The organism is Xenorhabdus sp. TH1, assembly GCF_037260955.1.
GTDB classification, from domain to species: domain Bacteria; phylum Pseudomonadota; class Gammaproteobacteria; order Enterobacterales; family Enterobacteriaceae; genus Xenorhabdus; species Xenorhabdus griffiniae.
In genome coordinates, this window is sequence record NZ_CP147734.1 from 1,238,270 (window position 1) to 1,252,500 (window position 14,231).

Annotated in this window: 11 protein-coding genes; 8 read left to right on the forward strand and 3 right to left on the reverse strand. The window is 46.2% G+C overall.

The features are described 5' to 3' along the window. The first annotated feature begins 2 nt into the window (after positions 1–2). From astA to WDV74_RS05465, 5 genes are all read left to right on the forward strand, one after another. Positions 3–1,034: an arginine N-succinyltransferase gene (gene astA, locus WDV74_RS05445; RefSeq protein ID WP_338885045.1), complete on the forward strand. Its 1,032-nt coding sequence runs from the start codon at positions 3–5 to the stop codon at positions 1,032–1,034. A gap of 73 nt (positions 1,035–1,107) precedes the next feature. Next, a complete protein-coding gene (gene astD / locus WDV74_RS05450) occupies positions 1,108–2,619 on the forward strand; it encodes a succinylglutamate-semialdehyde dehydrogenase (protein ID WP_338885046.1) in 1,512 nt (503 codons plus the stop codon). After that, positions 2,606–3,949: an N-succinylarginine dihydrolase gene (astB, locus tag WDV74_RS05455; protein WP_338885047.1), complete on the forward strand. Its 1,344-nt coding sequence runs from the start codon at positions 2,606–2,608 to the stop codon at positions 3,947–3,949. The genes astD and astB overlap by 14 nt, the downstream gene beginning before the upstream one ends. 12 nt (positions 3,950–3,961) lie before the next feature. Next, complete coding sequence (gene astE / locus WDV74_RS05460) at positions 3,962–4,969, forward strand: succinylglutamate desuccinylase (RefSeq protein ID WP_338885048.1); 1,008 nt, start codon at positions 3,962–3,964, stop codon at positions 4,967–4,969. A gap of 35 nt (positions 4,970–5,004) precedes the next feature. Beyond that, positions 5,005–6,429 carry an amino acid permease gene (locus tag WDV74_RS05465; RefSeq protein ID WP_338885049.1) on the forward strand — a complete coding sequence of 475 codons (1,425 nt, stop codon included), beginning with the start codon at positions 5,005–5,007 and terminating at the stop codon, positions 6,427–6,429. A 64-nt stretch (positions 6,430–6,493) separates the two neighbouring features. On the opposite strand, the gene pta is transcribed toward WDV74_RS05465, so the two are convergent. Both pta and ackA read right to left on the reverse strand, forming a co-directional pair. Next, positions 6,494–8,638, reverse strand: coding sequence for a phosphate acetyltransferase (pta, locus tag WDV74_RS05470; RefSeq protein ID WP_338885050.1), 2,145 nt, complete (start codon positions 8,636–8,638; stop codon positions 6,494–6,496). 101 nt (positions 8,639–8,739) lie between these two features. Then, positions 8,740–9,942, reverse strand: coding sequence for an acetate kinase (ackA, locus tag WDV74_RS05475; RefSeq protein ID WP_338885051.1), 1,203 nt, complete (start codon positions 9,940–9,942; stop codon positions 8,740–8,742). A gap of 263 nt (positions 9,943–10,205) precedes the next feature. Between ackA and yfbV the strand changes: the two genes are divergently transcribed. The 3 genes from yfbV to WDV74_RS05490 all read left to right on the forward strand — a co-directional run bounded on the left by yfbV (position 10,206) and on the right by WDV74_RS05490 (position 13,464). Continuing rightward, positions 10,206–10,661 (forward strand): terminus macrodomain insulation protein YfbV, encoded by a 456-nt coding sequence (yfbV, locus tag WDV74_RS05480; RefSeq protein WP_338885544.1) that lies wholly within the window; start codon positions 10,206–10,208, stop codon positions 10,659–10,661. 137 nt (positions 10,662–10,798) lie between these two features. After that, the gene (locus WDV74_RS05485) at positions 10,799–11,458 is read left to right on the forward strand and encodes a sugar phosphatase (RefSeq protein WP_338885052.1); all 660 of its coding nucleotides are present in this window, start codon (positions 10,799–10,801) and stop codon (positions 11,456–11,458) included. A gap of 176 nt (positions 11,459–11,634) precedes the next feature. After that, entirely contained in the window at positions 11,635–13,464 is a 1,830-nt protein-coding gene (locus WDV74_RS05490) for an SLC13 family permease (protein WP_338885053.1), read from the forward strand. Between the two features lie 158 nt (positions 13,465–13,622). Here the strand turns inward: WDV74_RS05490 and yfbR are convergent, their stop codons facing one another. After that, positions 13,623–14,204 (reverse strand): 5'-deoxynucleotidase, encoded by a 582-nt coding sequence (gene yfbR / locus WDV74_RS05495; protein WP_338885054.1) that lies wholly within the window; start codon positions 14,202–14,204, stop codon positions 13,623–13,625. Positions 14,205–14,231: the final 27 nt, after the last annotated feature.

The window sequence follows — 14,231 nt, forward strand, 5'->3', positions numbered from 1 at the left end:
TCATGATGTTATTTAGACCCGTTCAATATGAAGATCTAGGGGATATCCTCAATCTTTCGTCCCGTGCAGGAATTGGCCTGACGACATTACCCAATAATCAGGAATATCTGACGGCACGGATTTCACGCAGTATTGATTCTTTCAACGATGCAAAGGAACGAGCACAACAAGGATTTTTATTTACCTTGGAAGATACAGAAACGCATCGTGTTGTTGGTGTCAGTGCGCTGGAAGTTGCTGTTGGGTTGGAGGAGCCTTTTTACAATTTTCGCGTACATCGATCAGTGCGAGCTTCCCGCGAATTGGGTGTCTATAACACATTTGAAACGCTGATTGTCGGGCAGGATTATACCGGATGCACTGAATTGTGTACGTTATTCCTTGATCCCGATTATCACGGGGGAGGCAATGGTGTTTTTCTTTCCCGAAGCCGCTTTTTGTTTATTGCTGCATTCAGATCTCTCTTCCCAAAAAGCATTTTTGCGGAAATGCGTGGCATTGTGAATCAACAAGGTGAATCGCCATTCTGGGATGCTCTGGGGAAACATTTCTTTAATGTCTCCTTTGCTGAAGCTGACTACTTGACAGGCATTGGCTCTAAAACGTTTATTGCAGAATTGATGCCATTTTATCCCATTTATGTCCCTTTGTTGTCAGAAGAAGCCCGCCAGACCATTGGTCAGGTACATGAAAATACGCTGCCTGCCCGCGCCATTTTGGAAAAAGAGGGATTTGCTTATCACGATGCGGTCGATATTTTTGATGCGGGCGCCATCTTGGATGCCGAAATTGATAATGTACGGACAATCAGAGCCAGCCGGCTTGTGCATGTTAAAAGAAACGATCAGGTTTCCCGATCACAGGGTGGCGTACAATGCATTGTCTCTAACCTGAATTTTCAGGCGTTTAAAGCACTCCTGTTATCTGTTTCTGAATCTTTGGATAGCGATGAATTGCTGCTTACCTCCGCAGAAATGGCGGTATTGCATGTGGATGATGGCGATCCGGTACGCTTCGTTTCTCTTTTCTCTTAGCAGTTTTCACCATTCTCGGTTTTCACAATTAAAACTTTGTCATTAAGCGCTGTTGCAATTGAGGAATTTCATAATGAATCATCAAGCAAATTACATTGGCGGTGAGTGGATAGCAGGGAAGGGTCTGCCTGTTATTAAATATTCTCCTGTAGATCAGCGGATCTTATGGCAGGCAAACGGTGCTTCTGAGCACCAGGTAGTTGAAGCCTGCCAATCCGCCCGCAAAGCATTTCCTGCATGGTCTGGATTGGCGGTTGAAAAACGGATTGCGATTATTCAGACATTTGCTGATTTGCTGACTCAAGAAAAAGAAAAAATTGCGCAGGTGATCAGTGAGGAAACCAGTAAGCCTTTGTGGGAAACACGGACAGAAGTCCAATCGATGATAGGCAAGGTTGCCATTTCAATTGAAGCATGGCTACAGCGAACAGGGTATTCTGAAACACCGATGCCAGACGGAAAATCGATATTACAGCATCGTCCTCACGGAGTGATGGCTATCTTCGGCCCCTATAATTTTCCGGGGCATTTACCGAATGGACATATTGTCCCTGCGCTCATTGCCGGTAATACATTGGTGTTCAAGCCCAGCGAATTAACGCCGCTGACGGCGGAAAAAACCGTGGAGTTGTGGATTAAAGCAGGATTGCCTGTAGGGGTATTGAATTTGGTTCAAGGAGGCAAAGAAACTGGCGGTGCCTTGCTGGATAATCGCGAAATTGATGGTGTGCTGTTTACAGGCAGTGCAGCAACGGGGTTTCACTTTCATCGCTTATTGGCAGGTCAGCCAGAAAAAATGCTGGCTCTGGAGATGGGCGGCAACAATGCCCTGATTGTAGATGATTATGATGATATTGACGCCGCGGTTTACACCATTGTCCAGTCAGCCTTTATCTCCGCAGGACAGCGCTGCACTTGTGCCCGTAGGTTGTTGGTGAAGCAAGGGGAGAAGGGCGATGCGTTGATCCAACAGTTAGTTGATGTCGCAGGCCAGATTGTGCCTGGTCATTGGAATGCTGATCCTCAGCCTTTTATCGGCGGCGTCATCTCTTTAGCGGCGGTGGAGAGTTTGCTGGGCGCTCAGAATAAGTTATTGGCCCTGGGGGGGAGATCTTTGCTCACCTTAACCCAGCCTGATCCGCATTCGACGTTTATGACACCCGGCATCATTGATCTCACCAATGTCAACGATATTCCTGACGAAGAATATTTTGGACCTCTGTTGACAGTTAAGCGCTATACCACTTTCGATGCAGCCATCTCAATGGCAAATGATACCCGATTTGGGCTGGCAACCGGGCTAATTTCTCCTGATCCCGGCCTGTTTGAGAAGTTACTGCAAGCGGCGAGAGCGGGGATCGTGAACTGGAATAAGCCACTGACAGGCGCATCCAGCAAGGCGCCATTTGGTGGTATTGGGGCTTCAGGTAATCACCGCCCCAGTGCTTATTATGCCGCGGATTATTGTGCCTGGCCGATGGCTTCCCTGACAACGGAAAATTTGGTTTTGCCTGAAACACCGGCACCAGGGCTTAATTTTTTCACCAATCAATCGGATGTCAGAGGTGGTTATGTCAGGAATTGAAGCAAATTTTGATGGTTTGGTAGGCATGACACACCATTACGCTGGCCTGTCAACGGGGAATAAAGCGTCCATCAATCATCAGGGGAAAGAATCTAATCCTCGTAAAGCCGCACTTCAGGGATTGATGAAAATGAAGGCGTTGTCTGATATGGGGTTAGTACAGGGGGTTTTGCCCCCGCAACAGCGTCCTCACCTGTCTGTATTGCGACAGCTCGGGTTTACCGGCAGTGACGAACAGGTATTAAATAAAGTCGCCCAATATTCTCCATTGTTATTGTCTAACCTGAGTTCCGCCTCTTCTATGTGGACAGCAAATGCGGCAACGGTTTCCCCTTCAGCAGATAGTGCGGATCAACGTGTCCACTTCACGGTAGCAAATTTAAATAACAAGCTGCATCGTTCGTTGGAAAGCACTACGACTTCACGAGCTTTGAAAGCAACTTTCCCAGCGCAAGACTATTTTGTTCATCATGATCCTCTGCCCCAACATGTGGATTGGGGAGATGAAGGTGCGGCAAACCACAACCGTTTTTGCGGCGAATATGATGAAGCCGGTGTACAGTTATTTGTCTATGGACGTAAGGTATTGCAGGAAGGGATTGTACCTAAGCGCTATCCCGCCCGGCAGACACTGGAAGCCAGCCAGGCAATCGCCCGCCTGCATCAATTAGAGGACTCCAGGACGGTATTTGCCCAACAAAATCCCGCAGCCATTGATAGTGGTGTGTTTCATAACGATGTCATTTCAGTGAGCAACCGTCATGTTCTTTTTCATCATCAGCAGGCTTTTTTAAATCAGCAATCAGTTTTGGCCGAGTTGGGGGAAAAAATGGCGCGGCTTGGGCACAACTTGGTGGCGATTGAAGTGCCTATGGAGCAAGTCACTCTTCAGGATGCGGTCGAATCTTACTTGTTTAACAGCCAGCTGTTGAGCCAGCCGGATGGCAACATGATGCTGATTTTACCGGAAGAGTGCCGCCAAAATCACAATGTCTCAGCTTATTTGCAAGAATTGATTGCAAAAGGAAATTCCCCCATCAATAAGCTCCACTTTTTTGACTTGCGGGAAAGTATGCGCAATGGCGGTGGGCCGGCTTGTTTGCGACTCAGGGTTGTTTTAAATGAACAAGAGTTGGCAGCCGTCAATCCAGCTACCTTGATGACACCAAAACTGTATCAACGTCTGACAGCATGGGTTGAGCGCCATTATCGGGATTCCCTATATGCGGCTGATCTTGCTGATCCGCAGCTATTGAGGGAGGTCTATTCTGCCCTTGATGAACTGACACAGATCCTCAAATTGGGTTCGATTTATGAGTTTCAGAATTAATCAGGAGATGAAATGGATTTACTGACTTTATTACTTGAAAACAAGATCGAAAATAACCTGGTTTTTCCGCCAACGATTCAGTCATCATGGCTAGCGGAAGGGGTATTACAGTTATTACCGCAAAAACGACCACAAGTAACAGGGGCCTCTTCACAAGAAAAATCTGTCGATACGTTGATTATCTCCGCCGGAATTCATGGCAATGAAACGGCACCGGTAGAAATACTTATCCAGTTATTATTACAACTGGCTCAGGGAAAATTGCCATTGCAACATAATCTTCTGCTGGTATTTGGCAATTTACCCGCCATGCGGACAGGGCAACGATATATTGATCATGATCTCAACCGTATGTTTGGTGGCCGTTATCAAAATTTTCCTTTAGGGAATGAATCGAAGCGGGCATTGGAATTGGAGTCTGTTATCCAGCGATTTTTTCATGAAACAGCGGTGATGGCATCAACGCAATATCGGCATCTTGATCTTCATACCGCAATCCGAGGTTCCTGCCATGAACAGTTTGCCCTATTGCCATACCAGGCACGTGAATATGCTGCGGATTTTTTACAATGGCTGGAAGATAGCGATCTCGATGCCTTGGTATTTCATAACACAGCAGGGGGAACGTTCAGTCACTTTACCAGTGAACATTACAATGTGGATAGTTGCACGCTGGAAATCGGTAAGGCACTGCCTTTTGGACAAAACGATTTGGCCAGGTTCAGCAATATTACCACGGCCTTGCAGGATTTGATTGCTGGATTGCCTTCAGGTAAACGCGTTAAACCGGCGCTTAAACGCTATCGTGTGGTTGATGCAATTATCAAACAGCATGACAGTTTTCAGCTCAATATCCCAGAGGATACAAAAAATTTCACTGAATTACCGCAAGGTTTTGATATCGCCCATCAGCAGCATCAATCCTGGAAGATTGAATCGCCTGCCAACTTTATCCTGTTTCCTAATGCTCATGTTGCTGTTGGGCTACGAGCAGGACTGTTGTTAGAAAAATTAACCTAATCAATTCATAAAACAACAAGCCGTAGAGGTTATTGATGACGAGATCATTAAAAACACCGGTGGAACAATCTGCCGGTGAGCAAAAACTGCACCGTGGATTAGGTAAGCGCCATGTTCAGTTGATCGCAATTGGTGGTGCCATTGGTACAGGGTTGTTTATGGGAGCAGGGAAAACCATTGCAATATCAGGGACTTCAATTATCCTGACTTATCTTTTGATTGGCTTTTTTGCTTTTATGGTCATGCGGGCAATGGGGGAACTGTTGCTCACCAAATTGGATTACAGGACGTTTGCTGATTTTGTCGCGGATTATCTTGGGGATAAGGCCAGCTATTTTCTGGGATGGACTTATTGGATGAGCTGGATCGTCAGTTGCATCGCAGATGTGGTGGTATGTGGTGGCTATATCCAGTATTGGTTCCCAGACAGTTGGCTTTGGTTAACGGCACTGTTTATTTTGGCATTGATGTGCCTATGTAATTTCTTCTCAGTACGGCTGTTTGGTGAAACGGAATTCTGGTTTGCCATGATTAAGGTGGTGACGATAGTGGCTTTAATTGTCGTTGGCATTGGCATGGTTTTTGTCGGCTGGACTTCTCCCAATGGTGTGACCGCTTCTATAAGCCATTTGACGGAGCCTGAAGTCTTCCTGCCCAATGGCGTGTTGGGATTTCTGGCGGGTTTTCAGATTGCCATTTTCTCTTTTACCGGTATTGAACTGGTTGGCACCGTGACAGCTGAAACCAAAGAGCCAGAGAAAATCTTACCCAAAGCGATCAACAGTATTCCGATCAGGATCATTATCTTTTACGTGCTTTCCATGATGTGCATTATTGCTGTTACCTCATGGCCACAGATTTCACCGGAAGTAAGTCCCTTTGTGACGTTGTTTGCATTAGCAGGGTTGCCAGCAGCAGCAGCGGTGATTAATTTTGTTGCCCTGACTTCGGCGATGTCCTCGGCCAACAGTGGGTTATATGCCTGTACTCGTATGCTTTATGGTTTGTCCACGGAAAAGCTGGCGCACAGCAAATTTGGGCGACTTTCAATCAACAGTGCCGTTCCTATATTTAGTTTGATATTTTCGGTGCTTTGCATGGCAAGTGGCGTATTCTTGCTATTTATTATCCCCAATGTCATGAAATTATTTACTATTGTTACGACTGTTGCCGCCATTATGGTGATTTATAGCTGGTGCATGATACTGATTGCTTATCTGGCTTACCGCAAGAAACGTCCTGACCTGCATAAAAAATCTATCTATAAAATGCCAATGGGCATCCCTATGACATGGTGTACCTTGCTATTTTTTGTCTTTACGGTGGTGATCATGGTGTTTGATTATGACACCCGTATTGCACTATATGGTACGCCGGTGTGGTTTGTGATATTGGAAATTTTGTGGCGTCTGCGGAAAAATCGTGAACGGCAGGGCATTCAGGATGAAATGGTAAATTAGGCGTTATGAGAAATAGCCCCACGCTAACAGCATAGGGCTATGCCATGTTTATGCAGCCAAAAAATTATGCATTTTCTTGCTGGGTTGCCTGAATGGCAGTCAGTGCAACAGTGTAAACGATATCATCAACCAGTGCGCCACGGGACAGGTCGTTAACGGGTTTACGCATCCCTTGCAGCATAGGTCCGATAGAAACCAGATCTGCTGAACGTTGTACCGCTTTGTAAGTGGTATTACCGGTGTTCAGATCTGGGAAGATGAACACGGTGGCCTGGCCTGCAACCGGCGAGTTCGGCGCCTTGGATTTCGCTACATCTGCCATGATAGCCGCGTCGTACTGCAATGGGCCGTCGATGATCAGATCTGGGCGTTTTTCCTGTGCCAAACGGGTTGCTTCACGCACTTTTTCAACGTCGCTGCCTGCACCAGAGTTTCCGGTGGAGTAAGAGATCATCGCAACGCGAGGCTCAATACCAAATGCTTTCGCAGAATCCGCCGATTGGATTGCAATTTCGGACAGTTGTTCTGCGGTCGGATCTGGGTTAATCGCACAGTCTCCGTAAACCAGCACTTGTTCTGGCAGCAACATAAAGAAGACCGAAGAAACCAGAGAGCTGTTTGGTGCCGTTTTAATTAACTGCAATGGCGGGCGGATGGTGTTCGCTGTGGTATGTACTGCACCGGAAACCAGACCATCAACTTCGTTTTGTTCCAGCATCATGGTGCCCAGAACGACGTTGTCTTCCAGTTGTTCGCGGGCAACAACTTCGGTCATGCCTTTGTTCTTACGCAGTTCAACCAGACGTGGCACATAGCGTTCACGTACTGATGCAGGGTTAACAAGCTCAATGCCTGTGCCCAGTTCAACGCCCTGAGCCGCCGCTACACGACGAATTTCTTCTGGATCGCCCAGCAGGATACATTCTGCAATGCCACGTTCAGCACAGATAGCCGCTGCTTTGACGGTACGTGGTTCGTCGCCTTCCGGCAGAACGATACGCTTGCCAGCCTGACGAGCCAGTTCGGTCAATTGATAACGGAATGCAGGGGGAGACAGCAGATTTGGACGCTCTGATGTAGCTGCCAGAGAATCGATCCACTCACTGCTGATGTGCTGTGCAACGTAGTTTTGTACTTTTTCGATGCGCTCATGGTCATCGGCCGGCACTTCCAGACTGAAACTTTGCAGGTTCAGGGAAGTCTGCCATGTATTGGTCTTCACAGTGAAAACAGGCAGGCCGGTGTTGAATGCACGTTCGCACAGTTCACGGATAGAATCATCAATTGAGTAACCACCGGTCAGCAATACGGCACCAATTTCAACGCCATTCATGGCTGCCAGACATGCCGTGATCAGTACGTCAGGGCGGTCAGCCGAAGTCACCAGCAGAGAGCCCGGGCGGAAGTATTCCAGCATGTTAGGAATGCTGCGAGCACAGAAAGTCACGGACTTGATGCGACGGCTTTCGATAGCACCTTCATTGATAATGCTAGCTTTCAGGTGCTTAGCCATATCAATTGCACGGGTAGCGATCAGGTCAAAACTCCACGGGATACAACCGAGAATAGGCAGTGGGCTGTTTTTGAAGATAGTTTTTGGATCGACGTTGGTGATCTTCGCTTTGGTTGATTCGTCAAAGATCTCGGATAAATCAGGGCGAGTACGGCCTTGGTCATCAACCGGGGCATTCAGTTTATTAACGATAACACCGATAATGTTTTGGTTCTTGCTGCCACCGTATTCAGCCCGGCTCAGTTCAATTCTTTCTTTCAGTTGCTCTGGAGTATTGGTTCCCAGGGCTGTCACGAACACGATTTCAGCGTTCAGTGTCTTGGCGATTTCATAGTTCAGGGACTGGGCAAACGGATGTTTGCGAGTCGGAACCAAACCTTCGAGCAGAACCACTTCCGCATCTTTGGTGTTTTCGTGGTAACGCGCCACGATCTCTTCCATTAATACGTCTTTTTTGTTAGTACTTAACAGTGACTCCACATACGCCATATCCAGAGGTTCAGCAGCATGGATGCTGGAGTGTGAACGGATAATGGAAGTGATTTGATCCTGAGAACCAGTGTGACGTGGTTGTGCGATAGGTTTAAAAACGCTCAGGCGAACGCCTTTTTGCTCCATAGAGCGAATAACACCTAGGCTGACACTGGTTAAACCAACGCTAGTGTCAGTAGGGATTAACATAATTGTACGGGACACGGAAACCTCTTTAACGGTTGCTCGTCAGTCAATAAATGTGACTCAGTTCGATATCTTCGTGAAAACCGCCAGCATTGCTGGCGGTTATAAAATCATGCTGATTATGCGGTCAGACGTGCTGAATCCTGAGCAATAACCAATTCTTCATTGGTTGGAATAACCAGAGCTGGGCGGCTATTATCTGTCGTGATAACGCCTGATTTGCCGAAGCGAGCAGCAAGGTTACGCTCATGATCATATTCAAAGCCCAGCAGAGCCACTTTCTTCATGGTCAGTTCACGAACCAGGGCGGAATTTTCACCAATGCCACCAGTGAAAATAATGGCGTCCAGACGGCCTTCCATCAATGCGCTGTATGCGCCGATGTATTTAGCCAGACGGTGGCAGTAAACATCCATAGCCCGTTTAGCGTCAGCTTTAGTTTCGTAGTTGTCTTCTACATAACGGCAATCGCTGGTGACTTCGGTCAAACCTAAGAAACCAGACTCTTTAGTCAGCAGGGTGTTGATCTGAGCAATGCTCATACCCATTGCATCGTGCAGATGGAATACGATAGCGGGATCGATATCACCACTGCGGGTTCCCATGACCAGGCCTTCCAGTGGAGTCAGACCCATGGAAGTATCAACACACTGACCGTTGACAATGGCAGAAACAGAACCACCGTTGCCCAGGTGGCAAGTGATGACATTCAGTTCTTCAACGGATTTGTTCAGCATCTTGGCTGCTTCACGGGAAACATAGAAATGGCTGGTACCATGTGCACCATAACGACGGATGCCATGCTCTTTGTACAGGTTGTAAGGCAGTGCGTACAGGTATGCTTCTTCAGGCATAGTCTGGTGGAATGCGGTGTCAAATACGGCAATGTTTTTCTCAAGCAGATGAGGGAAGGCTTTTTTCGCTTCAGCAATACCGATCAGGTGAGCCGGGTTGTGCAGAGGGGCGAATGGAATAGCCGCTTCAATGCCTGCGATAACTTCATCGGTGATAACCACGGAAGAAGTGAACTTCTCACCACCATGAACAATGCGGTGACCGATGGCTGAGATTTGTGCAGAAAGTTCTGGCTTTTCAGCTAGGATAGTATTAACAATGAAGTTCAGTGCTTCGCTGTGTGCTGCGCCGGCACCTAAAGCAGCTTCGTTTTTCGCGCCATCCATTTTCCATTTAATACGGGCTTCTGGCAGGCCAAAGCACTCTGCTAAACCAGAAAGATATTCTTCACCATTGGCAGGATCGATGATAGCGAATTTCAGGGAGGAGCTACCGCAATTAAGAACCAGTACCAGCTTACTTGACATGGAAATACCTATTATCTTGTTGTGATCTAATCTTAAATAAGAATAATGTTAAAAATAAAACAATTTATTAACAAACCGAACCCAATTGTTGCGAAAAAGGGCAAAATTCCTGTTTTGCTACTGCAACAACATAAAAGTCTGTGTAGGATACCGTTTGCTAGCAATAAAGACAAAATATACTTAATAGCATTAATACTACAAAAAAGATTTTATCTTTTGTAGAGATTTTTTAAAAACTATACCTTTAATTGATTGAGGTCATGATGAACACGACACCGCCTGTTAGCCAAGGTTGGTTCAAGCGTATGCAATTAGGACAGCAATATTTGAAAACCTGGCCACTGGAAAAGCAACTTGCGCCTGTTTTTCCTGAAAATCGTGTAATTAAGGCGACTCGCTTTGGTATTCGGTTTATGCCGCCATTGGCCATTTTCACTTTGACATGGCAAATCGCGCTGGGTGGTCAATTGGGGCCATCGGTAGCAACAGCACTGTTTGCCTGTAGTTTGCCGTTGCAGGGATTATGGTGGTTGGGAAAACGTGCGGCGACGCCATTACCGGAAAAATTATTGCATTGGTTTTATGACATTCGGGAAAAATTTGCCCAGGCCGGCATTGCAATGGCACCAGTAGAAAATGTCCCGACCTACTTTTCATTGGCTGAATTGCTTAAACGGGCTTTTAAGCAATTAGACGATGCTTTTCTTGATGATATTTAATCCCAGGTGTTATACCAATCTAACTTCAAGATGCGTCTCCCCACGAAGAGGGGGAGATAGAAGACGCATCTTGAAAGGCGATTGGTATAGGGAATAAGTATCTGATTAACACATAATGACATTTGAAGGAGTCGGGTTTGGTTTTGAAATGTAGAGGTTTTTTATTCGATTTGGATGGTACGCTAATTGATTCATTGCCTGCGGTTGAGCGAGCATGGATTCAGTTTGCCGATAAGATGGGTATCGATAGGGATGAAGTTCTGAACTATGTTCATGGCACGCCGGCGATATTATCGCTCCGGCATTTTATGCCAGATGCGAGTGAAGAAGAGATCGCCGATACTTTCAAATGGATTGAAAAAATTGAAACAGAAGATACGGAAGGCATTACAGCTTTGCCTGGTGCCATCGCCTTGATTGATAAGTTGAATGCACTGGATATTCCGTGGGCCATTGTGACATCAGGAACGGTTCCTCTCGCTTCTGCACGTCATAAAGTGGCGGAATTACCGGAACCTGCTCATTGGGTGACGGCCGAGTCGGTAACAAATGGAAAACCAAACCCTGAACCCTATTTATTGGGGGCTAAAAAGCTGGGATTATTGCCGGAGGAGTGTGTCGTGTTTGAAGATGCTGCTGCGGGAATAAATGCTGGCTTGGATGCGGGTTGTCAGGTTATTGTTGTCCACGATTCACCGGATATTCCACGCCGCAATGAGATTCATTTGACGATTAATAATCTGGAAGATATTGAGATTGTCAAATCTGGCAGTTACGTATCGATTTATACCGATTGACGCATCCCAAATCAGAAGGTTCCTTGATCATAACGAGGGATTTTCTCTAAGAAACATGGTCTACTGACTTTGTTAACGTATGTACCTGTAGGCTTTTGATATATAGCCAATCTGCTAATTGGCAGATTGGTCGTGCGGATAGTCATATTTGAAAGGTATCGTTGATAGAGGCCAAATTGAGTAGCGAACTGTTGTGGGTATTAACCCTGCTATTGATAGCCATTGTGCTTTTCACCACCAATAAAGTCAGAATGGATGTTGTGGCTTTATTGCTGATCATCGCATTTGTCTTGAGTGGTACACTGACGTTAAGTGAAGCCACTGTCGGTTTTAGTGATCCCAATGTGTTGTTGATTGCCGCCCTATTTGTCATTGGCGAAGGGTTGGTGAGAACTGGGGTTGCTTATCAGATGGGAGACTGGTTGGTCCGTGTCGCGGGTAATAATGAAACCAAGATGTTGGTTTGGTTAATGTTATCTGTTGCCGGATTGGGGGCTTTCATGAGTTCTACGGGAGTCGTGGCAATCTTTATACCTGTTGTCCTGAGCGTGGCTGCCAGAATGAAAACCTCTCCGGGGCGATTGATGATGCCATTAGGATTTGCCGGTTTGATCAGCGGCATGATGACCTTGGTCGCAACGCCACCTAATATGGTCGTCAATAGTGAGCTGGTGCGCGAAGGTCTGCGGGGTTTTAATTTCTTCTCCATTACACCGATCGGCATATTAGTGTTGATGGCGGGCGTAATTTACATGCTCGTTGCTCGTCGTTGGCTAGGGGGAATAAACCATCAGACAGCGGACGAGCGTTATCATCGAACATTTCGTGGTTTGATACGCGATTATAAATTGTCGGGCCGTGCTCGCCGTCTGACTATCCGTCCAGGTTCACCTTTGGTTGGGCACACGTTGGATGAATTAGGGCTGCGCGCCCGTTATGGTGCCAATGTCATTGGTATTGAGCGTTGGCGTAAATTCCGTCGAGTGATGGTGGCTGCCACTGGGGATATGGAATTGCAGAGGCAGGATGTCTTGCTGGTGGATATGTCGGATAGTGATATTGATTTGCGGGAGTTTTGCCGTGAGCAGCAGCTAGAACCGATGGTATTGCGTGGGGAATATTTTTCCGATCACTCGCGTAATGTGGGTATGGCTGAGGTTTCGGTGCTCCCTGAATCTGAACTTTTGGGGCAATCATTACGTGATATGAAATTTCGTACACGCTATGGTCTCAATGTAGTAGGGATACGTCGCGGGGGAAAAGCGTTAGAAGGGAAGTTAGTGGATGAACCTGTGTTGCTTGGTGATACCCTGCTGTTGATTGGCGATTGGAAATTGATCCACGCGTTAAAAACAAAAACGCCGGATTTTATTGTACTAAATCTGCCTGTTGAGGTGGAAAGCGCGGCTCCTGCTGCCTCACAAGCTCCCCATGCCTTATTCTGCCTTGCCCTGATGGTTGCTATGATGCTGACCAATGAAATTCCCAATTTTATTGCCGCGTTAATCGCCTGCCTGTTAATGGGGAAGTTCCGCTGTATTGATATGGAAAGTGCTTATCGTTCCATTCACTGGCCAAGCATTATTTTGATTGTTGGTATGATGCCTTTTGCGCTGGCATTGCAGAAGACGGGAGGCATTGATCTCATTGTCAAGGGATTGATGGATATCGCAGGTAATATGGGGCCACGGGTGATGTTGGTGTGCCTGTTTGTGCTTTGCGCCATGATAGGATTGTTTATTTCCAACACGGCGACGGCTGTGCTAATGGCTCCGATTGCGATTGCGGCGGCGAATGAGATGGCTGTTTCTCCTTTGCCCTTTGCGATGATTATTGGTGTGGCGGCTTCGGCAGCATTTATGACACCCGTTTCATCTCCTGTTAATACATTAGTACTGGGGCCGGGGGGATATCAGTTTGCCGATTTCGTGAAACTTGGCGTACCTTTTACGTTAATTGTGATGGGGATTAGTGTCGCGGTGATCCCAATACTTTTCCCATTCTAATATTTTTATCAGGCAGCTCCGTATGAAAGGGAGCTGCGTTATGATTATAGTTTAATATTATTGAATAATTTTATAAAAAATAGTTACAAATCTTAATGATTATAACCGGATAATTGCGATCAGATATCAGTAATCGAATAGCTGTAGTAGTGCATTATCTATAAGCTGATTTCATCGAGCGAGAGATTGAAACTCGGTACAAATACATCCATAAAATACGCCATTTCTTCACTACGACGTTCTGCCAGTGTCTTATCCAATCGATTTTTAGCTTGATTGAATTCAGTATTGCCTGCTGAGAGTTCTTCCAGGCATTTCAAGTAAGCGCATAATGCATCAGCTTGCTTGATAATACTGATTTCTTCTTCACTATGGTGATGCTCATCCAGGATGGTGCGAAAATCATCCTGTAATTCAGTCGGCAACATAGCCAATAATTTTTGTTGGGCTATTTTTTCTATTTTCTTATATTCATGGGCAATTTGGGGATTGTAGTACTTAATGGGTGTTGGCAAATCACCGGTAATGACTTCGCTGGCATCGTGATACATTGCCAACAGGGCGATCCGTTCAGGATTGACATTGCCGTTAAATTTACGGTTTTTGATGATTGCCAAAGCGTGAGCGACAAAAGCAACCTGTAAACTGTGCTCTGAAACATTTTCTGTACGCACATTTCGCATAAGAGGCCAACGGCTAATTAATTTTAGGCGGGATAATTGGGCGAAAAAATGACTCATAATTTCCTCTGGTAGCCGATTAATTTG

Excerpts from the sequence above, each read along its gene's own strand:
- astA (WP_338885045.1), top strand. The coding sequence starts at position 3 with ATGATGTTATTTAGACCCGTTCAATATGAAGATCTAGGGGATATCCTC.
- astD (WP_338885046.1), top strand. The coding sequence starts at position 1,108 with ATGAATCATCAAGCAAATTACATTGGCGGTGAGTGGATAGCAGGGAAG.
- astB (WP_338885047.1), top strand. The coding sequence starts at position 2,606 with ATGTCAGGAATTGAAGCAAATTTTGATGGTTTGGTAGGCATGACACAC.
- astE (WP_338885048.1), top strand. The coding sequence starts at position 3,962 with ATGGATTTACTGACTTTATTACTTGAAAACAAGATCGAAAATAACCTG.
- WDV74_RS05465 (WP_338885049.1), top strand. The coding sequence starts at position 5,005 with ATGACGAGATCATTAAAAACACCGGTGGAACAATCTGCCGGTGAGCAA.
- ackA (WP_338885051.1), bottom strand. The coding sequence starts at position 9,942 with ATGTCAAGTAAGCTGGTACTGGTTCTTAATTGCGGTAGCTCCTCCCTG.
- yfbV (WP_338885544.1), top strand. The coding sequence starts at position 10,206 with ATGAACACGACACCGCCTGTTAGCCAAGGTTGGTTCAAGCGTATGCAA.
- yfbR (WP_338885054.1), bottom strand. The coding sequence starts at position 14,204 with ATGAGTCATTTTTTCGCCCAATTATCCCGCCTAAAATTAATTAGCCGT.